The sequence below is a fragment of the Parapedobacter soli genome (genome assembly GCF_025460835.1).
Lineage (GTDB): Bacteria > Bacteroidota > Bacteroidia > Sphingobacteriales > Sphingobacteriaceae > Parapedobacter > Parapedobacter soli.
In genome coordinates this window covers 37,822-61,614 of sequence record NZ_JAMXAY010000014.1, presented here as the reverse complement: position 1 = coordinate 61,614, position 23,793 = coordinate 37,822, and the positions used below count along the sequence as shown (strand labels likewise).

Annotated in this window: 19 protein-coding genes; 10 read left to right on the top strand and 9 right to left on the bottom strand. The window is 49.8% G+C overall.

Annotated features, from left to right (window positions below):
- Positions 1-7 precede the first annotated feature (7 nt).
- Both NGM62_RS08385 and NGM62_RS08380 read right to left on the bottom strand, forming a co-directional pair.
- Entirely contained in the window at positions 8-859 is an 852-nt protein-coding gene (locus NGM62_RS08385; protein ID WP_262247077.1) for a type 1 glutamine amidotransferase, read from the bottom strand.
- A gap of 45 nt (positions 860-904) precedes the next feature.
- A complete protein-coding gene (locus NGM62_RS08380; RefSeq protein ID WP_262247076.1) occupies positions 905-2,002 on the bottom strand; it encodes a carboxylate-amine ligase in 1,098 nt (365 codons plus the stop codon).
- 87 nt (positions 2,003-2,089) lie between these two features.
- Here NGM62_RS08380 and NGM62_RS08375 point away from each other — a divergent pair, with 87 nt between their 5' ends.
- On the top strand, positions 2,090-2,752 hold the full coding sequence (locus tag NGM62_RS08375) for a metal-dependent transcriptional regulator (RefSeq protein ID WP_262247075.1): 663 nt from the start codon (positions 2,090-2,092) through the stop codon (positions 2,750-2,752).
- Between the two features lie 35 nt (positions 2,753-2,787).
- The gene (smpB, locus tag NGM62_RS08370; protein WP_262247074.1) at positions 2,788-3,243 is read left to right on the top strand and encodes an SsrA-binding protein SmpB; all 456 of its coding nucleotides are present in this window, start codon (positions 2,788-2,790) and stop codon (positions 3,241-3,243) included.
- A 4-nt stretch (positions 3,244-3,247) separates the two neighbouring features.
- Here smpB and NGM62_RS08365 read toward each other — a convergent pair whose 3' ends face one another.
- Both NGM62_RS08365 and NGM62_RS08360 read right to left on the bottom strand, forming a co-directional pair.
- Positions 3,248-5,047, bottom strand: a complete 1,800-nt coding sequence (locus tag NGM62_RS08365) for a MutS-related protein (RefSeq protein WP_262247073.1) — start codon at positions 5,045-5,047, stop codon at positions 3,248-3,250.
- Positions 5,048-5,064: 17 nt separating this feature from the next.
- Entirely contained in the window at positions 5,065-5,721 is a 657-nt protein-coding gene (locus NGM62_RS08360) for a protein-L-isoaspartate(D-aspartate) O-methyltransferase (protein WP_262247072.1), read from the bottom strand.
- A gap of 98 nt (positions 5,722-5,819) precedes the next feature.
- Between NGM62_RS08360 and NGM62_RS08355 the strand changes: the two genes are divergently transcribed.
- On the top strand, positions 5,820-6,557 hold the full coding sequence (locus tag NGM62_RS08355; protein ID WP_262247071.1) for a hypothetical protein: 738 nt from the start codon (positions 5,820-5,822) through the stop codon (positions 6,555-6,557).
- Here NGM62_RS08355 and priA read toward each other — a convergent pair.
- Positions 6,551-9,034: a replication restart helicase PriA gene (priA, locus tag NGM62_RS08350; protein WP_262247070.1), complete on the bottom strand. Its 2,484-nt coding sequence runs from the start codon at positions 9,032-9,034 to the stop codon at positions 6,551-6,553. The genes NGM62_RS08355 and priA overlap by 7 nt on opposite strands.
- Positions 9,035-9,060: 26 nt before the next feature.
- Complete coding sequence (locus NGM62_RS08345; protein ID WP_262247069.1) at positions 9,061-9,450, bottom strand: DUF423 domain-containing protein; 390 nt, start codon at positions 9,448-9,450, stop codon at positions 9,061-9,063.
- A gap of 120 nt (positions 9,451-9,570) precedes the next feature.
- Here NGM62_RS08345 and NGM62_RS08340 point away from each other — a divergent pair, with 120 nt between their 5' ends.
- Positions 9,571-10,302: a hypothetical protein gene (locus NGM62_RS08340; RefSeq protein WP_262247068.1), complete on the top strand. Its 732-nt coding sequence runs from the start codon at positions 9,571-9,573 to the stop codon at positions 10,300-10,302.
- Positions 10,303-10,547: 245 nt separating this feature from the next.
- On the opposite strand, the gene NGM62_RS08335 is transcribed toward NGM62_RS08340, so the two are convergent.
- Entirely contained in the window at positions 10,548-11,603 is a 1,056-nt protein-coding gene (locus NGM62_RS08335) for an NAD(P)-dependent alcohol dehydrogenase (RefSeq protein ID WP_315975857.1), read from the bottom strand.
- A 210-nt stretch (positions 11,604-11,813) separates the two neighbouring features.
- On the opposite strand from NGM62_RS08335, the gene NGM62_RS08330 reads away from it, so the two are divergent.
- The 3 genes from NGM62_RS08330 to NGM62_RS08320 are packed head-to-tail and all read left to right on the top strand — an operon-like array spanning position 11,814 to position 14,360.
- Positions 11,814-12,851 (top strand): cytochrome-c peroxidase, encoded by a 1,038-nt coding sequence (locus NGM62_RS08330; protein WP_262247067.1) that lies wholly within the window; start codon positions 11,814-11,816, stop codon positions 12,849-12,851.
- 40 nt (positions 12,852-12,891) lie between these two features.
- Entirely contained in the window at positions 12,892-13,614 is a 723-nt protein-coding gene (locus tag NGM62_RS08325; protein WP_262247066.1) for a DUF4397 domain-containing protein, read from the top strand.
- 20 nt (positions 13,615-13,634) lie between these two features.
- Positions 13,635-14,360 (top strand): hypothetical protein, encoded by a 726-nt coding sequence (locus NGM62_RS08320; RefSeq protein WP_262247065.1) that lies wholly within the window; start codon positions 13,635-13,637, stop codon positions 14,358-14,360.
- Positions 14,361-14,379: 19 nt separating this feature from the next.
- On the opposite strand, the gene NGM62_RS08315 is transcribed toward NGM62_RS08320, so the two are convergent.
- Together NGM62_RS08315 and NGM62_RS08310 are read right to left on the bottom strand one after the other, a co-directional pair.
- Entirely contained in the window at positions 14,380-15,402 is a 1,023-nt protein-coding gene (locus NGM62_RS08315; protein WP_262247064.1) for an LLM class flavin-dependent oxidoreductase, read from the bottom strand.
- Positions 15,403-15,405: 3 nt separating this feature from the next.
- A complete protein-coding gene (locus NGM62_RS08310; RefSeq protein WP_262247063.1) occupies positions 15,406-18,318 on the bottom strand; it encodes a ThuA domain-containing protein in 2,913 nt (970 codons plus the stop codon).
- 294 nt (positions 18,319-18,612) lie between these two features.
- Between NGM62_RS08310 and NGM62_RS08305 the strand changes: the two genes are divergently transcribed.
- From NGM62_RS08305 to NGM62_RS08295, 3 genes are all read left to right on the top strand, one after another.
- Positions 18,613-19,674 (top strand): DUF6695 family protein, encoded by a 1,062-nt coding sequence (locus tag NGM62_RS08305; protein WP_262247062.1) that lies wholly within the window; start codon positions 18,613-18,615, stop codon positions 19,672-19,674.
- Positions 19,675-19,723: 49 nt separating this feature from the next.
- Positions 19,724-20,092 carry an aspartate 1-decarboxylase gene (gene panD / locus NGM62_RS08300; protein WP_262247061.1) on the top strand — a complete coding sequence of 123 codons (369 nt, stop codon included), beginning with the start codon at positions 19,724-19,726 and terminating at the stop codon, positions 20,090-20,092.
- Positions 20,093-20,407: 315 nt separating this feature from the next.
- Positions 20,408-23,599, top strand: a complete 3,192-nt coding sequence (locus tag NGM62_RS08295; RefSeq protein ID WP_262247060.1) for a PVC-type heme-binding CxxCH protein — start codon at positions 20,408-20,410, stop codon at positions 23,597-23,599.
- Positions 23,600-23,793 lie beyond the last annotated feature (194 nt).

Below are 23,793 nucleotides of genomic sequence, written 5' to 3'. Positions count from 1 at the left end.
CGATTAATCAGACAACAGCTTCCTGCCGCTGCATACGGGCCTGCCGCGCAACTTCCAGAAATTCGGGCAACACCGACATTTGGGTAAGTCTGATTTTCATGGGATCGGCCAGGCACTGGACCATATCTTCATACTTGGCTATACCGTGCTGATCGATAACTCGTTGCTTCTGCTCCGGCACCAACAAATGGTCATGCATCCGGCAAGCATCAGCCTCGGGGTGGAATTGCGTGCCGATCATCTCCGGTGAGAAACGGATTGCCATTACGGCCCGTTCGAGCGGTACATGCGGGCGTTCTTTCTCGATAGCGATAATCTCCATCCCCGATGCACGCAATCGCGTCTTATCAACCATCACTACCTGCCACTCCCGGCTGTCAATTGCATAAAACGGATCCGGTAGCCCCATAAATATCCGCTCGGATTTACCTGCCAATGTTTTGTGGACAGGAAACACTCCGAATGCAGTGGATTTGCGCCGGCACAGGGCACCTACTTTGAAATATTTGCATGCCAACTGGAATGCATGGCAGATGAAGAACGAAAATTTACGTTCGGTGGGCAACGCAACGTTGTTATGGGATATCAAGTCGCCGATCAACTTAAAATAACGGCTTTCCCAAACGGTTGCAGATTCTTCGAGCGGTGAGCCCGGGCCACCGCTCGAGATATACACGTCATACGACAAATCAGGTATTTCATGGCGCTGGCGTACATCGAATACATCGAGATAAAGCTCCAGCCCCTTTTCAGCAGCGTAGCGCTGCAGGATATCGTGTATGTTGTCTATCCCTTGGTTGGGATACCCTTTATTGAAGTCAAGTAATGCTATCCGCATATTACGTCCCGGTCGGTCCATCGGGCAAAGGTAATAATAACAGAATAAAAATGAGGGAATAAAAAGCTAGGCTAGGAATTGATCACAAACAAAATCAACCACAGCTATCAAGTTTCCGGCGTCTTCATAAACGGCCAACTGGCGGTCCGCACCCGTGCCGATTTCCAAAATTCGGGGCACAAAGTTGATTGCCTCCCTACTTCCCAGGGTATCCACCACATCGTCCACGAAATCAAGCAACTCGTAAATTAACACTCGGGTATTGACTTCCATTTCCTTGCCAAAATCAATCAGCTGTCCATCCAACCCATAACGGGAAGCCCGCCATTTGTTTTCGTTTATCAACGGTCGCTTATAAATCATGTAACTCATGTTCCGCGAACGCAGTTTATGCAGCTTCACGCAAACGGCTTGGAAGAGGGCAGCCAGTGCCATGGTTTCCTGTATGGTTAGTGACACATCGCAGATACGGAACTCGATCGTGTTGTAAAATGGGTGTACGCGGAGATCCCACCATACTTTTTTCGCATTGTCAATGCAATTGGTTTTGATGAGTAGATTGATGTAGCTGTCGTATTCCTCGATAGACTCGAAATAATCCGGAATGCCCGTTCGCGGGAATTTATCGAACACCTTCGTACGGAAAGACTTAAAGCCGGTATTTCTACCCTCCCAGAAGGGTGAGTTGGTGGATAACGCAAAAATATGGGGTAGAAAATACCGCGCGGAGTTGGCAATATGTATCGCCATCTGCCGGTTCTCCATACCCACGTGCACATGCAACCCGAAAATAAGGTTGGAGCGAGCAGCATCCTGCATCTCATTGATGATTTCGAAATAATGCGGCGTATCGGTGATCAGCTGCCGCTGCCACTCTGAAAACGGATGGGTACCAGAAGCCCCCACAATCAGGTCCAGGTCGCCCGCAATCGCTGCTACGGTGGCACGCAGAAACTGTACCTCTTCGCGCGCCTCTTCAATATTGCTGCAAATATCCGTACCCACCTCTACTACCGCCTGGTGCATTTCGGCCTTCACCCTGTCTTTCAGGATCTTCTGCGATAGTTCCACAATTTTCTGATCGTGCGATTTGAGTTCACGGCTAATGGGATCCATCACCATATATTCTTCTTCTATGCCGATAGTAAAGCGATGAGGATCCATAATGTGTAAATTTCCCTGTAAGATATCGGTTTTTTCTGAGCAAAACCAAAAATATTTTTTCATAACAATTTCCCTACCTTTGCCGTTATGCTATCGGATACCGAGGAAAACTATTTAAAGGCGCTGCTCCGCATCACGGCCGAACACGACGGTGTTGGCGAAGCAGGCACAAATCAGTTGGCCGGCAAGCTCAATGTCCGCCCCGCCACGGCAACCGATATGTTAAAGAAGTTGCGTGAAAAGCAGTTGGTCAACTACGAAAAATATGGCAAAATCACCCTCACCGATACGGGGCGCGACCTGGCAGTGGCCATTATCCGGCGCCATCGGCTGTGGGAAACGTTTCTGTTTGACAAGCTGGGCTTCAGTTGGGATGAAGTGCATGATATCGCCGAGCAATTGGAGCATATCAAATCCGACAAACTGGTGGAACGGCTCGACCGCTTTCTGGGATTCCCGCAATTCGACCCACACGGCGACGCCATACCCAAGGCTGATGGCAATTATGTACATGAAGCACGGCTTACGCTGGCCGAAGCTGACAGCGGCAACACCTACACCATCATCGCTGTCAGAGATAACAGCCCGTCGTTTCTCCAATACGTAAGCCAGATCGGCATCGGTATCCACAGCGAGATAACCGTGCTGCAACGGTATGAATTCGACCACTCGATCGCCATAGAGATCGATAGGACGAAAATCAACATATCCGATAAGGTAGCACAAAATATTTATTGCAAACTGAATTAAGACGGTGAGCTATCGACGAAAGACTTACAACTAAAATGGCATTATCTTCAACTATCCATATTAAAAACAAAAGGGCACATTTCGAATACCACATCCTCGACACTTACATCGCTGGCATCCGCCTGCTTGGCACAGAAATCAAATCGATCCGGGAGGGAAAGGCCAATATCAACGACGCATTCTGCTCATTTTTCGAAAATGATTTATATATCCGCAACATGCATATCGCAGAATATTCGCACGGTTCGTTTTACAACCATGAAGCCAAGCGCGACCGGCAGCTGCTGCTCACCAAAAAAGAACTCAAAAAGCTAAAATCAAAAATCGACGAGCGCGGTCTCACCATCATCCCGCTGCGTATATTTATCGGCAACCGCGGATTCGCCAAAGTGGAAATCGCATTGGCCCAGGGCAAAAAGGATTTCGATAAACGGGAAACGATCAAAGAACGTGACACTAAGCGCGAGCTGGCACGGGTAATGAAACGGTGAAGCGCTATTCCGCTACGTCGATACCTATATTCTTCAATAATAGCGATGCATTGAAAATCGTACACTCACCAGGCTTAAGCTTGTAATCGAAAAGCATCTCTCCCTCCTTCACTTGGATATCAAAATGGAAGTTGGCCAGTACACCAGGATATTCTTCTGCCAATTTAGCCAATTGGAGATCGTGTGTGGCCACCATACCCACGCCACCATCGGCAATCAACCGCTTGATAATCGCTTTCGACCCAAGGTACTTGTCCCTGGAATTGGTGCCCCGTAACATTTCATCAATGAGAAAAAAGGTGCGTGGCCGGGTACGTACAGCCCGTAATACGTCTTCAATCCGGTTGAGCTCCGCTTTAAAGGTAGAAGTACTCTCATTCAACGAGTCGGCAATGCGCATGTAACTTACCGCATGGAAAACCGATAGCTGCATGGATGTGCCGCAAACGGGTGCACCGCAAAACGCCAGCACTGAATTGGTACCGATAACGCGGAGAAAAGTGCTTTTACCGGCCATATTGGAACCAGTAATCAGTGCAACCCGGTGGCCGTCCATCACGTAATCGTTTGGCACAGCTGCATGTGATGGGATTAACGGATGCGATAAACCCTTAGCTGCGACATAGGGTTTCGCTGACTCCACCACCTCGGGGAAAACCCATTGCGGGTGATTGCGGCATAAAGTTGCTAAACTTACCACTGCTTCAACCTCGGCCACGACATCCAACGCGGCAAGCAACCGGCCACCGTATTGCTTACGCCAATCGAGAACCGCAAAAACCTGTTTGAAATCCCACAACGCAAACATGTTGAGCACACCCCCAACCAGCATATTCAACCGGTAATCCAGCCGATCAATCAGTATCGCCAGTTTAAGGAAAATCACCGAAACAGGAACCGATCCACCTGTACCCTGCAATACACTTTGCCCCCATTCACTTTCCCAATGGCGGTTTTCTATTTTTTCAAACGACTTGGCAAAAGCACCCAAAATACGCCCCACCCGGTCCAGCTGGCCTGCTATGCGCCCTACCTTTCCACCATAGGCCACTGCAGCCAGCAGATGGGCAAGCGCCAAAACAACGGCCAGTGGTATTGCAGGTGCCCAAAAAATGGCAAGTACGATAACGAAAGCCATCAGCCAGGGAACAATTTTCACGTATCGTCTTAGAAACTTGCTCTCCAGTGTATCTCCAGCCTCCAAAAAATGGGCAAACTGCTGTTTAAAATCGGCATCTCGGGTAAGGTTGAATATGAGCCCTGCCTGGAATTGTTGGCACCACTCCGCATCTGGTGCCAATTCGCGTACCGCCTCTTGCCGCAACAATATAGTTTCCCGGCTCGCCGGAGCAGCAAGCCACCCCGCCAGCAATCGGTTTGCTGTGGAAGTCGCGCACCGGTTGATAAGTGCAAATACGGACGATGGACCAAAAATATCCAAATCCCCGCTATAGGGGTGGCGGCGGTCCGCATAAGCAGCACCATTAGGATACATGTTAGGCCTGCCTTCAGTCATAGCTACTTCATTCCGGTTTACCTCACGGAAATCTTCCCACGCTGCTTTCTGTGCCTCGAGCTTGCTTTGTCGCCACACGAGCATCATGAAACAGACCATAATCAGCAGGAATAGGCCAATCACTAACGACACATTCTCCGTCTGCACTGCAGCAAATAGTGCCGCACCGCCACCCACGATAGTGGCTAGCCGCAGGAGCGAATTGCCATTAACCGATTTCCGTAAGCTTGCTATGCGACCATCGGCATCGGCTATATTTTTGCCGTAAGTATCAAATATGTCTTCCATTCAATTTAATTTGGCGATTACCATGCACGATCGCCCACTAAAGGAACAAATCGGAACGTATCCAGCTCGATCCGCTCGTACTCTTGTTCCCCCACCCTCAGGATGGTCATCATCTTCTGCTCCTTCTCGCTACCTACCGGAATAACCAATAATCCCCCGATACGGAGCTGTTTCAGCATCACATCGGGCACAAACGGAGCCCCGGCAGTGACCAGAATTTTGTCGTATGGTGCATGGTCGGGTATTCCTTTCGACCCATCACCCAAGAAAAAGTGTGGTTTATAGCCCATATAGGGCAACACTTGTATGGTACGATTATATAGGTTGGGTTGACGCTCAATGGTGTAGACTTCGGCTCCCAGTTCCAACAGGATACATGTTTGGTAACCTGATCCGGTACCGACCTCCAATACGCGGTCGCCCCGTTCAATATGCAACAGCTCTGTTTGGTAAGCTACAGTATAAGGTTGTGAAATGGTCTGCCCATCACCAATGGGGAAAGCGATATCGCGGTAGGCCTGGTTCCAAAATGTCTCGTCGAAAAAATAGTGCCGCGGTACTTTCCCAATAGCCGCCAGCACCCGCTTATCTGCTATCCCACGCCGCTTCAGCAGCTCTACCAATTGTTTGCGTGCGCCACGTTCGCGGTAATTATCAATAAACTTATATGCCATTATGGTCCCAAAAATACACAGATTACCCGAGATTAACGAGGCAGTAATCGATACCCGATTTTATTTATTATTTTCGCACGGTATAAACGATGCGACGAATGAGGTATTTACTTTTGGTTATTCTCCTATGCTTCGGAGCCGTGCAATTGTCAGCACAGGTAACAAACATTGATACCGTTGATTATCCGGATCCGATTATTCCAAAAAGCAATACACACAACTTCAATACCGACTTCTGGTATACTATTGCGGTTCGCGCATACGCCTACGAGCAGTTCCCGCAATTACTCAACCAGCCTTCAGGGAAACAATACCACACGTCCTATTTCAATGGTCTGCTCTTCAAAATCAACGACAACCAGATCAGTTATCGGTTACAAGCCGCGCATTTCCGTAATGACATTGTGTTTAGTGATGAGTGTGAGGGGTGCCTGCCAGACGTTGGCGGCAAACTCCGGAACACAGCTATAAAGCTGGGTGTCGAAAAAAGCGTGAATTATTCGCGCGTTCAGCCTTACTTCGGCGGCGATTTGGGCTTCATGTTCCAGCAACTCAACACACAGGGGTTCGCCAACACTTCGGTTTTTGCCGAAGACACAAAAAACGCCCTGCTATTTTCACCATTTGTAGGAGCCAAAGTATACGTGGTTCCCCGGGTCGCCGTGGGGGCTGAGGCCAATTTCAATATTGCATACACTTACCAGAAAACCAACAATTACACCGACGACTCTTTTACCGGCGCTCCTGACCAGGTGAAACGGTATCGTTGGGAGTACTTCTTCGCCCCCGTTGCGGCCATCACTATCCAGTATAGTTTTGGCTTGATCAATCAATAGGGATCCACATCGACCTGTACCCGCACGCCGCGGTTAGCTTTATTGGTTTCAAAACGCTGCAGGGCGACGGAAATCTGCTCTTTTACTTTGACAATGCTGATGCCTGCCCGCTCAATTTTGAGCAGCACACCAAAGATATAGTAATTTCGCACGCGCCCCACAAGCGGCACTTCAGGCCCGAAAACCCGGTGGCCCAGTATCTCGCGCAGCAGCGCCACTAAACGGAGTGCCCCCTCGTGCGCAGCTTGCTGTTCTTTGTGTTTCACTTCCACCTTAAACAACCGGAAAAACGGCGGATAACCAAAATTTTTCCGTTCGGCGACCTCCGCCATGAACATGCCTTCGTAGTCGTTGGCAATTACCTGTTGGATAACACGGTGGTTGGGCGCGTAGGATTGGATGACTACCTTCCCGCTGCTGTTTCGGCGCCCGGCGCGACCACTCACCTGGGCTAGTAACGAAAATGCCCGCTCATGCGCACGGAAATCGGGGTAATTAATCAGACCGTCGGCATTGATGATACCGATAACGCTTACTTTTCCGAAGTCCAACCCCTTTGCTACCATCTGTGTACCCACCAATACATCATACCGATGTTCATCAAAAGCCGTCAACACACGCTCAAACCCATACTTGCCCTTGGTCGAGTCGAGGTCGAGGCGACCGATGCGGGCCTGCGGCAGCAGCGTTTCCAGCTCTTCCTCTATCCGCTCAGTACCAAAGCCCTTACTTTCGATATGAGTTGAGCCGCATGCCGGGCAAACCTGCAGCGGTGCTTCGGTAAACCCGCAATAGTGGCAGTGCAAATGTCCGCTGCTTTTATGATAAGTGAGGCTCACATCACAATGGATGCATTTGGCGATATAACCACACGTCTTGCACTGCAGCAGTGGCGTGTGCCCACGCCTATTCTGGAAAAGGATTACTTGTTGGCCCTCAGCCAACGCCTTCTCCATCTCCTGTAAGAGTACGGCACTAAAATAGGTAAACATAGTACCTTTGCGGCTCTCTTCGCTGATATTTACCGTTACGATTTCAGGCAGCTTGGCATCGCCGAACCGTTGTGTCAGCGTGGCCAACCCGTATTTGCCGGCGCGGGCGTTGTAAAAGCTTTCGATAGCCGGTGTAGCGGAACCCAGCAGCACTTTCGCTCCGTGCAGGTGGCCAAGATAAATCGCCGTATCGCGCGCGTGGTACCTTGGTGCAGGGTCGAATTGTTTATATGACGTCTCATGCTCTTCGTCTACCACGATGAATCCCAGCGACTGAAAAGGAAGAAAAACCGCCGACCGTGCCCCTATGATGATCTGGTATTCATTTTGGAGTACCTTATGCCATACTTCAGCCCGCTCATTGTCGCTAAAGCGCGAATGGTATACCCCCAGTTTGTTACCGAAATGCTTACACAGGCGCTCGGTGATCTGTGTAGTCAGCGCAATCTCGGGCAATAGATACAAGACGTTCCGGCCACAGGCCATAGCTGCCTCTATCAGCCGGATGTACACCTGCGTCTTACCCGACGCGGTGACACCGTGTAGCAGCACGACATCCTTTTCTGCAAATTGCCTATTGATATCGTCAAAAGCACGTGATTGTGCATCACTGAAGGTAAAGCTAGCCGTTACCTCCACATCCTCACCCGCTAACCGGCTTACTGCCCGCTCCTCGGCGACAAACACCCCTTTTTCAACCAGCGAAGCGATTATGGCTGAGCTGCAGCCACTGGCCTCCATGATATCGGTCTTTGCTACTTCGGGTTGTTGGCGGCTCAGCTGGATATAAGCCATCACCGCGTCCTGTTGCTTTGGAGCCCTAGCCAGTGACTCTAACAACGCCTTTCTACCGGCATTGTCTGTATAGTCGCTGTGCAAGCTAACGAACACCTTCATCTTTGGCCGATATCTAGGTGCTATTTCTTCGGAGATCAGGATAAGCCCCTTTTCAAAAAGCCGCTTCAACAAGGGGAAAACACTTTTCTGACCCAATAGTTTTACGATGTCGCTTACCTTCAGTTCGGGCGCGATGTCAAGCGCGTCGAGGATTAAGAATTCTTTGTCACTCAACTCAGATCGATCTACTCCGGTATTTTGCGCGGCAACAATCCGCGTTTCGCTAGCCAGCTTCAGTGCTGCCGGGAGTGCGGCCTGCATCACTTCTCCAAGCGAACAGAGGTAATAGGATGATATCCAATCCCATAAGTGGAGCTGAGTGCTATCTACCACCGGTGCTTCATCCAGCACATCGAGGATATATTTCGCTTCGTACAATTGAGGGGCTTGGTCCGTCACCCGGCTGATGATGGCAGAATAGACTTTACTTTTCCCGAACTGGACGATGACACGCTTGCCCACGGCTACGTTGGCATTCCATTCGTACGGTACCCGGTAGGTGTATGTCTTGGCAATAGCCAGCGGCAATATTACCTCGACAAATAGCGTAACGCGGGTTTGTGTCTTCCCATCGGTGAACTCCAGCATAAAAAATAAAAAATCGGGTATGTGTGTTACCCCTTATTCTTGATGGTGGCTACAAACAAGCCTATCCATCCCAAAATAAAGCACAATCCACCTATGGGTGTAATAGGCCCCAGGATGGCAGCCGCTCCGAAGCCCGTAATCGCACGGGTGCTCAGTATATACAACGAACCGGAGAATAGTAAAATCCCAAGTGTGAAAGTAATGAAGGAAAAGCGAATATAGGTGTTTTTTGCTCTTGAGAAAGTAGCTAGAAACAACAGGGCGAGCGTATGATAAAACTGATAATCCACTGCCGTTTTCCACACTTCAAGGCTATCGTTGCTAACTTTATCTTCCAGACCGTGTGCCCCAAAGGCACCCAGTATCACTGCTGCCAAGCCAAAGAATGATGCGGTGAGAATAATTCGTTTATTCATCGGTATGTCTGTGATTTTTTCAAGGCCAACTTTCGATTGCAATATTTTGCCAAACTTAATTATAATTGGTTTGATATGCAAGATTGGAAACTGGCACTTTTTGTGTTAGATTTGTAAAAGATGAGAAATCTGATCATTATTATCTCGGTGCTTTTTGTCACTATTATAGCCGTTTCATACTTCTATTTTTCAAATTTAGCTAAAAAAGATGTTGTACAGCTACCAGAGCATATACCGGAAGAAACCATTGTAACAGAGGAGGAACCACAAACCAGTTATGGCGCATTGTGGACATTCGACCTCAACGTCAGGGCTATCACAGCCCCTTCTGTACGCCTGTATAGTGACAGTGGCCGCTTCATCCTGGTACAAGATGCCTACCATATCCTCCATGCCATTTCGCCAGCGGGACAAAAACTATGGAATGCACAATTACCGGGACCAATCGTGGACAGTATTTCCCAGCTACCCGATCGGAGCCTGGTATTTACCACGGCCGAAAGGCTTTACCGCATCGATACAGATGGAGATCCCCTGCCCGGTTTCTCGTTGAAACTACCACAGCGGGCTACGCAGGGCGCTCTATTGACCAGCAACGATAAGACCGTACGCATCGAGGTTGGAACGGACCGGCAGCGACTATCGTATGATGGCCGTGGAAGACTGCTCCAGCGGCAAGCGGGTAGCCGTACTAACCGAACCAACGATGTCGAGCCGCCTGACGATACGCTTTCAGAACCGCTGCCCCACGATTGCGGTCCATTGGCCTACGTCGGCCCATTATATGACGACGGTCAACGCTACCTGCTCTGCAGCAGAAGTGACGGGGAATTGCAGTGCTTCCGGTATTGACGTCCCGTCGTATCCACCGCTTGTCCGGTAAAATCATCCTATAATTTCGCGTGTTACATACGCCGTTCGTATTTCGTTAACGTCATCTGGACAACTGCTTCGTGACCGGTTAACACCTACTTCGCTACAAAAACATATTAAATCCAGTATAAGTCCAAGGTGTCAATCTGCCCCGAACGAGCATCCTACCTAACCCGGTTTGAGTCTAACCCAGGGGAAACTGATTGGGATATGGTGGGGATTAATTAATCTTTCAACGACGCCATATCAATAACAAAACGATATTTCACGTCGCCCTTCAACATACGGTCAAACGCTTCATTGATGTCTTGCATTCGAATTACTTCGACATCCGAAACAATGTTATGCCGCCCGCAGAAGTCGAGCATCTCCTGTGTTTCGGCAATACCGCCAATCAATGAGCCCGCTAAACTCCGGCGCCCGGGAATCAGGCTGAACGGCGACACCGGAAGCGGGAGTTCGGGCGCACCAACGAGCGTAAGCGTACCGTCTCTTTTCAACAACTTTAAATATGCGTTAATATCATGTTGGGCCGATACGCAGTCTAGAATGAAATGCAGACTTTTTGCATGTGTTCTCATTTGCTCGTTGTCTGTAGACAGTATAACTTCATCAGCACCCAACCGCTTGGCGTCCGCCACTTTGGAAAGTGATGTGGTGAAAACCACCACGTAAGCACCCATCGCTTTTGCTATTTTTACGCCCATATGCCCTAAGCCGCCGATGCCAACGACACCCACCCGTTTCCCGGCGCCCACATCCCAGCGCCGCAGCGGTGAATACGTGGTAATGCCCGCGCAGAGCAAAGGAGCCGTAGCGGCTAAATCCAGCTTGTCGGGTATCCTTAATACGAAATCCTCATCTACCACCACCCGTTCGGAATAACCACCAAAGGTTTGCCGGTTCAAATGTGTGTCATGCCCGTTATACGTCTGGATATTACCTTTTTCACAATACTGTTCTAACCCTCCTTTGCAACTATCGCATTCGCGGCAGCTATCTACCATGCAGCCTACACCCGCCAGATCACCTACGTTGAATTTGGTTACCCCGCTACCAACATGGGTAATGCGCCCGACAATTTCATGCCCCGGAACGTTGGGATACACCGTGCCACCCCATTCATTGCGAGCGGTGTGCAAATCAGAATGGCATACGCCACAATACAGAATGTCTATTTCAACGTCCTTGGCCGTCACTGTCCGGCGATCAATGGTCATTTGTTTTAAATCCGCCTCCGGCGCGGCGGTCCCGAAAGCCTTCACCGTGTATATGCTCATAATACCTCCAATTATTTCCAATTACGATGCAAGCTACAATAATTTACGTAAAATGCACCTGAAAAAACTTTCCAGGGTACAACTTATTTTAGTAGACTCGGGTGGCCTATTACAAAAGTGGCGAGGATACAAAAAACATTCTCTCGGCTATGGTGTTTACGATATAGAATAGCCGGATTATGTCAGATATAAAAAAATAATATTTTAAAAATGAAGAAGTTATTAACCATCACCTCTATCGGCCTTTTCGTTGTGATCAGCTGCATGAACAACAGCCAGAAAAAATCGCCGGCCGTCACGGACGAGGCTGCCGCTGACTTATTGGCACAAGCACAGGTCCTTTTCCAACCCATCTCCGCCATCGCGGTTAGCCGACCTGATTCAGCCATGGTAAAATTGGGCAAATATTTATTTTTCGACACCAGGTTATCAGGCGAAGGAAACATCAGTTGCAATTCATGCCATAGCTTAAGCAATTACGGAGTGGACAACCTCCAGTTTTCACTTGGTGACGATAAGTCTGTTGGAGCAAGAAATTCGCCCACCGTCTTCCATGCGGCTTTACACAAGATGCAGTTCTGGGATGGCAGGGCTGTTGATGTGGAAGAGCAGGCTGCCGGACCAATACTGAACCCCATTGAACATAACATCAAAGACAAACAGCAACTGGTAGACCGCCTCAAAAAAGTGGAAATCTACCAAGAACTCTTTCCTGCAGCTTTTAAAAGCGATAGCGACGCTATTACATTCGATAACATCACCCGCGCTATCGGCGCTTTTGAACGAACACTGATGCCGGAAAGCCGATTTGACAAATATTTAGAGGGCGATATCTCTGCATTGACCGCACAAGAGCAAGCCGGATTACAAACCTTTATTTCCGCGGGCTGTATCACTTGCCATAATGGGGTTGCACTGGGAGGGCAAATGCTGCAGAAATTCGGACTCTTTGAAGATTACTGGAAACAGACCGGTTCTGAAAAGGTGGATGCGGGTGTGTTTGACGTGAGCCAGAATGAAGCAGAGAAATACTTTTTCAAGGTTCCCGGTCTGCGAAATGTAACGCATACCTGGCCCTATTTCCACGATGGCTCTGTAGATAGCTTGGACGAAGCCGTCCGCATTATGGGAAAACTGCAGCGGGGGGTAGACTTATCAGACGACCAAGTAGCAGACCTCACTGTGTTTTTAGGCAGTTTATCATCCGATATTCCGGATGATGTGAAAAAGTCGCCATTTGAAGAATAAGCGCTGTAGCATTTATTCTTTCCCATGCGTTAGATAGGGTATGATGAAAAGATTGAATTTGATATTTGCCCTATTAACCACGGTCGTGTTTTTAGGGGGCTGTTTAAAGGGGACCGACCCACAGCCGAAGCAGGTCGGAGGGGCAACATTTATAAACGCATTTATCGAGACTGATGCCGTATATTATTATGTTGACCGCAATACGATATCGGTATTGAATCCGCTATTTTATCGGACTTACGGTCCTACTCCACCAATATACATGTACCCCGGGGAGGCTCGGCTGGAGCTTTATTCAACATACGAAAATAACAGGCTCGTGGATACGACCATCACCGTGCAAGACAGCGTATTTTATTCATCCTTCGTATACGGCACACATGACGACCCCCGGCACTTCATCACAGACGACAGGGTGCCTGAGGACATAGACGACGCAAGTGCTATCGCTGCTGTGCGGTTCTATAACTTGGCGAATACCGACCGGCGCGTTACGCTGCATATCGGTGACCTTACCCCGATAGCCGCCTTTAGCGACCGGCCTACGGAAACACCACAGACCGGAAAAGAAAGAGAAGGCTTTATCCCGGTGGCTACTGGCTCGTATATAGTCAGCGTGGTAGATGAAAACGGCGAAACCGTGGCGACGAGGAACGACCCGGTCGATTTGGTTGCAGGCAGTTACGTCAGCATCTTTTTAACGGGCGATGAACGCGACCCAACTACTTTCTATGTAGCCAGGGTGTACCAATGGGTCAATTAGGTCAATTAACTACAATGTGGATGAAAGCCAATTTTATTGTATGTCTATCCCTGTTTACAGGCATGGTATTAGTCGCCGGATGCATAAAAGATGAAGAACCGACACCGGATGTCCGGTCTGGGGTAACAGTGGTTAATTCATTTTTGGAAGCAGAGGCAGTGCTCCATCGGGTGGATGTCGGACTCGGCCTCCAGTCACTGGGCCAAGGTTTAGGCTACCGGGGTATTGACTTCTATGCGATACCCAGTCATGAAAACTGCAGACTGGAAATCATCTCGTCCAACGAGTCGGCCCAGCTTGTGGATACAGCTTTTACAATAGAGGAGAACAAATATTATACATCTTTTCTTTTCGGCACGGAAGCCGCACCGCTGCATTTCCTTACCGACGACCGATTGCCTGCCGGCACGGAAGACCCCACCGCTATAGCTGGCTTGCGATTCTTCAACTTGGCCGAAACACCACACCGCGTGACACTTCAGATAGCTACCGGAGAGCCTATTCCAGCATTCCAAGACAGGCCCACCGAGACATCCGAAACCGGACAGGGTGCTGCGGAGTTTATCTTGACATCAAATACAGGTACGCACGTATTAACCGTGCGAGATGAAAACGGAGGGCAGCTGGCAAGGCGAACCGGTGTTGCATTAGACCCCGGCGACTACCTGACCATATTCCTAACCGGTAATGGAAATGACTCGACGCCCTTTTATATCGGCATCGTTCGCCATCGCGGGGTTAATTAGCAACTTCCGCAACAGCGCTTCAACGCCAGCCTAGTCCGGGTGCCACGTGCTCCAAAATAGAAGACAGTACGTGCACATTGTATTCAACCCCTAAGGTATTCGGTATTGTCAAAAGAAGCGTATCAGCCTCCTGGATAGCTTCATCGCGGGCCAGTTCTTCAATGAGCTTATCGGGTTCCGCAGCGTAACTTCTCCCGAAAACCGCTCGCCTATTATTTTCGATAAATCCGATTTTATCGACACGATTGGCTTCTTGCCCAAAATAATAATGGTCTTGGTCAGTTACCAACGCAAAAATAGACCGGCTCACCGACACCCGTGGCTCACGCTGATGCCCTGCATTCTTCCAGGCCTCTTTATAAAGCCTGATCTGCTCGGCTTGCTGTACATGGAAGGGCTTGCCGCTCTCGTCGTATTTCAGGGTGGAGCTTTGGAGGTGCATTCCGTTCTCGGCAGCCCAAACAGCTGTTGCATTGGAAGCTGCCCCCCACCAAATACGCTCCCTCAACCCCTCCGAATGCGGCTCCAATCGCAAAAGGCCTGGCGGATTCGGAAACATCGGGTACGGATTTGGCTCGGCAAAGCCAACTCCCTTTAACAGCTCCAAATATTCCAAGGCCTTCCGTCGCCCCATATCGGCATCACTCTCCCCTTCGGCAAGCTCGTAACCGAAATAACGCCAACCATCGATTACCTGCTCTGGCGAACCCCTGCTGATTCCCAATTGCAGCCGTCCTCCTGAAATCAAATCAGCCGCACCGGAGTCTTCGACCATATACATCGGATTCTCATACCGCATATCGATTACCCCTGTTCCAATCTCTATTTTGCTTGTTTTCGCACCGATAGCCGAAAGCAACGGGAACGGTGATCCCAGCTGCGCTGCAAAATGATGTACACGGAAATATGCGCCATCCAAACCGATTTCCTCGGCAGCAACAGCTAAATCAATGGATTGAAGCAGGGTATCGCTTGCTGTTCGGGTTTTATATGCAGGGTGGTCAGACCAATGCCCGAAAGATAAAAATCCTATTTTCTTCATGAGCTACTCCTCCGTCTTCAGTTTCAAATCCACCGTCTCCGAGCCGGTAAGCGGCTTGATACCCATGCCCGGCGCATTGGTGTATTGTGCATGAATACGTAGTACGGTTTCTTTATCGCCTTCACTTGCCTTTTTCGCGATGATAGCACCTGTCGCCGGGAGCGATTTCTGCTTACCCGCCTGATCATCTCCCAACGACATGATCCAACGCACAATCTGGCGTGCTTCAGCTTCTTTCATGTCGGGATGTGCTGCCATAGCAACTTCGCCCCACACGCCGCTGCCACCTTTCATAATTTTTTCAGTAAGGTAAGGCGAAGCGTCTTTCTGGTTGCGGTACCGCGAAGCTACCTGCATATAGGAAGGGCCAATACTTGGCTCATCCACCTTATGGCACGATTGACAGTCGGAAGCCATCATCAAGCTACGCCCCAACACAATCTCAGATACTTGCTGGTGGCCGAGTGAGGCACCCGCCAGGTCCGAACCAGTGATATAGTCAATAGCAACCACAAGATTCGCCGTATCAATGGGCCGCCCGTGGTCATCTATCTCCACTGTGTAACCGACATGTTCTCCGGGTGTATAAAAGCCGGTGGTATTGGTAAGCACAATATTCACCACAGGGTTGTCGTTACCTGCGTAAACCAATACTGGATTACTTTCTGCCTGCCCTTTTCCGTCAGACACCGTCACGCTGATAGCATATTCCCCCCGTTCTTCCAGGGTGTAGCTGAGTGTCGGCTCATTAGTTACTTGGCTAACATCGCCAATCTTCCAGGTATATGTGAGCCGATCACCCTCATTATCGGTAGCCGTAACCGACGCCTTCACGGTAAACGGTGTGGCACCATTGAGCTTTTCGATCTCGATATCGCCCACTTGCGGCGGGAGGTTTCCCGCGATATAGTCGATCCGCGAGATACCGGCATCGGCATTCTTGGCAAACCAACCTTTACCGTATTCCAGCACGTAAATCCTGCCGTCTTTTCCCACTTCCATATCAATTGGGTTGGCGAATGACGCATCTTCCACGAAAGGCTCCATCTTGTCGAAATCACCATTCGGCAATAGGCTTACCGCTTTGATCCACCCACGGATCCAATCATAGATGATCAGTTTACCATTGTAGTATTCCGGATAACGGGTCTCTTTGGGAAACATATCGGTATAGTATACCGGACCAGCCATGGCATTACGCCCACCTGTACCCACCTGGGGGAATTGCGGCGACGCCGCATACGGGTACCAGATAAAGGCAGGCTGCGCGGGAGGCAGTACCTGCAAACCGGTATTGTTCGGTGAGTGGTTTTCCGGATGTGCCGGGTCAAAAGGTTCGCCAAATTCGCCCGTATTATAGTTAAACGGCCGGTAAGCATAATTATCACCGATGAAAAAGGGCCATCCATAGAACCCGGCTTTTCGGGCCTGGTTTACCTCATCGTAACCACGCGGCCCTCGTGTCGCCAGACTGTCGTTGGCCGCATCCGGACCAACCTCACCCCAATAGAGGTAGCCCGTTTTTTGGTCGACCGAAATTCGGTAAGGGTTCCGATTTCCCATCACATATATCTCGGGGCGGGTCTTTTCAGTGCCTTCGGCGAAAAGGTTGCCTTCAGGTATTTTATAGCTGCCATCTGCCTGCACGTCAATACGGAGGATTTTACCCCGCAAGTCATTGGTGTTCCCAGAAGAACGACGCACGTCATACTGTTCGTATCCCGGGCGTCCATCAAGGGGCGCAAAGCCATGGTTTTTATACTGAGTCGGTTGGTCAAACGGTGTCGAATTATCGCCGGTAGATAGGTAGAGTAGCCCATCTCCCCCGAAAGCGATAGAACCTCCCGTGTGGCAGCAGATTTGCCGTTGTGAATAAAATTGAAGAATGATCTGCTCCGATTCCAGATCAAGCTTACCATCGTCATAAACAAACCGCGACAACCGATTTACGGAAGTATCCACCGGGCTATAAAACGCGTAAAGAAACTTATTCTGCTCGTAGTCCGGGTCTAGCGCCAGCCCCATAAATCCTTCCTCGGCATTTACATTCGGCACACCCGATTGGTGGTACACGTCGAGGAAGCCCACTTGTTTTACGGTTTGGCTATCCTGCTGGAAAAGCATCAGCTCACCGCGGCGTTGGGCGACGAGGATATCATAATTCGGCAGTATCGCCATCTCTGTTGGCTCAAAAAGCTCCCCGGTAAGAAGTTGTCTTTTCACAAAACGCTGTGGATTGGGTGGCAGCTGGGTTCTCGCCTTATTATAATTAAGCTTCAGGTTCTTCCCAACGGCATACTTGATGCCTCCCAATATCATCTTTAAGTGCAGCGGGTCACTAAATGACTCGACGGAATGTCCCAATGCTGTGTAAAACGATCGTCCACCGTCATATTCATGGTACCATACCATGGGGTGCTCCGCACCATTATCGCCCCCTTCATAACTGCCTTCATCAATCGTCACCAACACATTGTTGTCAGGATTGAGTTTCTTAAAGTTGTACCATTCGTCGTGGTAAGTAAAGGCAGCCGGGAGCCCTTCCGTAGCCGGATGGAGGGTATCCACCACATGGAACGTAGCTTCCTGTGGATGCGGATGGCCTTTAAAATAACCGCCTACAAGCCGGCCGAACCATCCCCAATCATATTCGGTATCCGATGCAGCGTGGATGCCCACAAAACCACCTCCCGCCTGAATATACCGCTCAAACGCAGCCTCTTGGTAGTGGTTAAGGACGTCGCCAGTTGTACTCAGAAAGATAACAGCCGAATAGTTCTCCAGTGTATCTTCATTAAACCATTCGGCATTGGTAGTCGTATCGATATCATAGCCGTTTTCATGGGCAAGTTTAATCAAAGCAGCATTCCCGGCTGGGATAGACTCGTGGTAAAAAGCCGCCGTCTTACTAAACACCAAAAGCCGCGGTTTGCCACTCCGCTTATTGCATGAGTAGCTACCAAACAATAGGGCTACCGATAAAAAAAACAAAAAAGATTTTGTTATACCTCCATTACTAATTCTTTCCATGATGGGCCTCAAATATATATTGGATTGCAAAAGTGGCAAATTTTACGCTATTATTGTGATAAATATGAAATTGGTTCCGTAAGTTTCTCAATACAAAGGGCAGACATCAGCTAATAAACCTCAATTCCCAATTCTTTACAGATTTACACGGTTATTTCACTGCCGAGGAAAAAACCGCGAATGGAGGGCAAGTTGGAAGAAAACCAAGACTTAGCATTGGTGATGGCGTGGCCAGACCAGACTGCTCGTGGCGACGAGCGATGGATGGCAATACTCAAACAACTGGGTATTGTAAAAAACCTGAATTTCAAAGTGGGCCATGCAGCTATTGTATTGATACACCGTCAAAGCGGTTTATTGGCTTATTTCGATTTCGGCAGATACATCACACCGAGGGGATATGGCCGCGCGCGTTCCGCTACGTCAGATCCTCGGCTTGTGCTAAACACGCGGGCACGTTTTGATGACAATAACCATATCGATAACTTAAAGGCTATTCTGGATGAGTTACACCAAATAGAAGACGCAACCCACGGCAGCGGAAGGCTATTTTTCGCTGTCGCCGAAGGTTTATCATATACCATGGCAAACCGACTTGCTGAGCAAATCGTAAATAAAGGTCCGGTAAAGTATGGTGCCATCGCCCGTGGGAATAATAGCTGTTCACGGTTCGTTGCCCAGGTATTATTGGCTGGCTTTGTAAACAGGCACCGCGTACGACGACGGATAAGTCTGCCCGAAACCATCAAACCAAGCCCAATGAGTAATGTAGTGAACGCATCGCCCAACGGGATGGTTTACCTATACCATGAAGGTATATTGCAGTCGCGGCAGATGACCCGCTGGCAATCGCTGGGCTTCCAATTGGACCAATTAATGCATAACCTTTCCACCGACAAGTCCAAAGACCTCCCGTGCGATCAGGAACCGGGCTCTATCGCCGAACCGCAACGGCCAGAAACGGTACCGGCGGCAGCACAGTGGTTGGGTGGCATCGGAGAAGGAGCGTGGTTTATCCTTGAACATGACATGGACCAAAACACACTTGTAATAGCAAAATATGCAGCCAACGGCAGCGAAGAATATCGCGTAGCATGTTCGGGCAATCACCCCATAAATCCAAACATGCCTTATCAGTTCACCTATCATTGCCACCACCAATACCACATAATAACGCAATATGGCAAGGAAATTGAACTAGAAACATCTGAAAAACCCAGTAGACAGGCTAAAACAGCATAAAGGACGAATAACAGAACCACACACAATAACAGAAACACACACAAATAATATGGAGTTAACTATTTTAAAATCAAAAATCCACACGGTCAAAGTAACGGAGGCAAATGTTGAATATAATGGATCTATTACCGTTGACGCCGATTTACTAGACGCAGCTCAAATAAAAAAATACGAGCAAGTGTATGTCAATAATGCCATAAACGGAAGCCGCATCATGACCTACGTGCTGCCAGGTAAACGCGGCAGTGGCGAAGTATGCATGAATGGTGGTGCAGCACTGCATGCTAAAGTGGGCGATACTGTCCACATACTCAGCTTCTTCAAGGTTAGTGAAGAAGAGGCAGATAACTATCAGCCTGTTTTGGTATTCACCGAAGGCAATAACCAAATCCACAAGATAGATAAGTATACCTATTGATACCGATGCGGGCCTTACTCGCCCGAATATTTTTAATACTACTCCTATAATACTACTCCCTAAACTCGCTGGCCAACCGCCCTACCCCTTGGCAACTTATGGCAATATCGTTAGTCCTTAGCGGGCTGGCAACCAAAGATAACGACAGTGGGCCAACCGAGCATACACAGGACAGGGCAGGATGACGTTTTACCACAAAAATGGTAGCATTGCAAATTCCAATTAGCTATTGTGCTATAAGTACTAGTTTTAAATTATGATACGAAATAATAATAATCCCCATTCATGCGAGCGCCAGTAAAACCAATGAAATCTATGGCAGCAAAACGTACCATGGAAAGGTATTTAAGACCGGTTATATTCGCTGGCGTTTTCATTGCCCTGGTCTGCCTCTCCCAATGCAGCCCCCCCACCCCTGCTCCGTTGACACTGCAACGCGGAGATCATATTATTCTCATAGGCAATAACCTCGGATCGCGCATGATGGACTACGGCCACTTCGAAACCGAGATGTATTTACGGTATCCGGATAGCCTACTATATATCCGTAACATGTGCGACGGGGGGAACACACCGGGCTTCCGCCCCCATTCCGGCCGTCCCTCTCCATGGGCATTTCCCGGAGCCGACACGTTGCAGTCCGATACAGATCTGCTCAATGACCCCAATACCCAAGGTCATTGGGAAACACCAGACGAGTGGCTCGCTCGGCATAAGGCCGATGTCATCATCGCATTCTTCGGCTACACAGAATCCTTCCGTGACACAGAAGGGCTTGAGCAATACCGCAAAGAACTAGATGCTTTTATAAAGTATACCCTGCAACAACATTACAACGGCGTCAAGCCACCGCGCTTGGCCATCGTGTCTCCCATAGCCTTTGAAGACCGCTCGGACGACCACGACCTACCGGATGGCATAGCGGAAAACAAACGCCTGGCGATGTATACCGAAGCCATGGCAGAGGTAGCTCGAAACAACGATGTACTCTTTGTAGACATGTATCGTCCCTTCGGTAAACTGTTCCGCCGGAGCAGTTCCCCGCTTACCATCGACGGCACGCAGCTCAACGATGCCGGCTACAGGGAGTTCTCCACGATGCTCGCTGACGCCGTATTCGGCCGAATGAAAAAAATAGACGACACCAACCGGCAATTGGTCCACGATGCAGTGATGGAAAAAAACTGGGTCTGGTTCCAGGATTTCAAACACCCCAATGGCGTACAGGCATTCGGACGAAGGTACGATCCTTTCGGTCCCGATAACTACCCGGCCGAGTTTATTAAAATCCGGGAGATGACGGCCCTACGCGACCAGGCCATCTGGAAAGCATCCAAGGGAATCCGGATGGACCTCGACAGTGCCGATGCAACAACCACGGTACTGCCCAAAGTGGAAACCAACTACTTACCGCGGAACACCAACCAACCTCTGCCCAAATATCTCTATGGCGAAGAGGCATTAGCCAAGTTCCACATGGCGCCCGGCTATAAAATAGATCTGTTCGCTTCAGAACAGGAATTCCCCGACCTACAGAAACCTGTACAGCTCACATTCGACAACAAAGGACGCCTTTGGGTGGCCACCATGCCCTCCTATCCGCACTGGAAACCCGGCGACCCGAAACCCACGGATAAACTACTGATACTTGAAGATACCGACAACGACGGCAAAGCCGACAAACAGACCATCTTTGCCGATGGCCTACACCTGCCAATGGGCTTCGAACTGGCTCCCGAAGGCGTGTATGTATCGCAAGGGACAAACCTGATCCTACTGACCGATACGGACGGCGATGACAAAGCCGACAAACGGGAAGTCCTGTTGAGCGGCTTCGACGACCACGACACGCACCATGCACACCATGCATATACGAGTGACCCATCGGGCGCCATCTACATGGGGCAGGGCGTGTTCTTGCTGAGCGATATCGAAACGCCCTATGGACCCGTACGCGCTACCAACGGAGGGTTCTTCCGATACAACCCCGCCCGCCACAAATTGGAGTATACCGCCCAGCTCTCTATCCCAAATCCATGGGGTATCGCTTTCGATGAATGGGGGCAAAACTTCTATGCAGAAACATCAGGGCCCGATGCTACGTGGATGATGCCCGGATCACTCAAACCAGTCTATGGGAAAGCGAACCCGAAGGCGAGGAACCTGATTGAAGATGCCCATCGTGTAAGGCCCACTTCAGGGCTGGAATTCGTGTCGAGCCGCCATTTCCCCGACGAGGTGCAGGGCGATATGCTCATCAACAACACCATTGGCTTCCTGGGTATGAAACAGCATGCCATGGCCGAGGACGGAACAGGCTACAGCAGCCACCACCGCCAGGACCTCATGCGCTCGGACGACCCGAACTTCCGGCCGGTCGACATGGAATTTGCACCCGATGGATCTCTTTACGTCGTAGATTGGCACAACGTACTCATTGGCCACATGCAGCACAACCAGCGCGATCCGCTTCGCGACCATACCCACGGCCGCATATATCGGATTACCTACCCTGCGCGGCCGCTTGTAAAACCAGCTACCATCGCCGGGGCCGACATCAATACCTTGTTGGATAACCTGAAGCTGCCTGAATACCGTACCCGCTACCGCACCCGCCGCGAGCTGCGTGGCCGCAACGCCGACGACGTACTGAAGCAGCTCCGCCCGTGGCTGGATGGGCTGGACCGAAGCAGCCCCGACTACGAACACCACCTACTTGAGGGCCTATGGGTAACCTGGGGCCTCAACCGTGTTGACCAGGCGCTGCTGCGCCAACTATTGCATGCCAACGATCACCGTGTGCGGGCAGCCGCCGTACGGGTACTGCGCTATACCGGCCACCAGGTAAAAGACCAAGCCGACCTGCTGCGTGAAGCGGCGGCCGATGAGCATGGGCGCGTACGACTGGAAGCAATCGTAGCGGCTTCGTGGCTAGACAGCACGGAAACTAGACCAATCTTGGAAGAAGCCGCAAAGCACCCGATCGATAGCTGGATGGCCGATGCCTACCAAACCGCAGCCGCAAGGCTGGCAGACAAACCTGCTCCCACTGGCACCGAATCGCCGACAACTGCTAATACCAATTTGAAAGGTACCGACTTAGCCCGCTTTAAACAGGGCCAGCTGATTTTCCAGCGAGAGGGCTTCTGCATCACCTGCCACCAAGCCGATGGTAAAGGCCTACCTAACTCAGGATTCCCGCCATTGGCCGGAACCCGGTGGGTACTCAATGATGATGTCCGCCTCATTAAACTGACCCTGAATGGCCTCCATGGGCCAATCGAGGTACTGGGACAGAAATACCCTGGACAAGTACCCATGACGCCCTTCGGCGGCTTGCTGAACGATGAAGAAGTGGCTGCAGTGCTTACCTACGTAAAAAACTCTTTCGGAAACAAAGGAACGCCTATCAGCGCAGAGCAGGTAAATGCTGTCCGCACAGCAATCGCAGATAAGAAAGGCTTCTATGCACCAGAAGAGTTGCTAAAAGAGCACCCGCTGAAATAGCGAGCTCTACACGCGCGCAGCGAGGCACAATAAATGCACCGCAAGAGGCTATTCAGGACAGTACAGGATGAAATTTTGCTATATACATAGTAGCATTGTGTTCACCAGTGAGCTTTTATTTTATGTTACTAAATACCAACTACAATACTAAAATGATGTTACCGACCATACAAAAGCCGATTACAATTGGAATC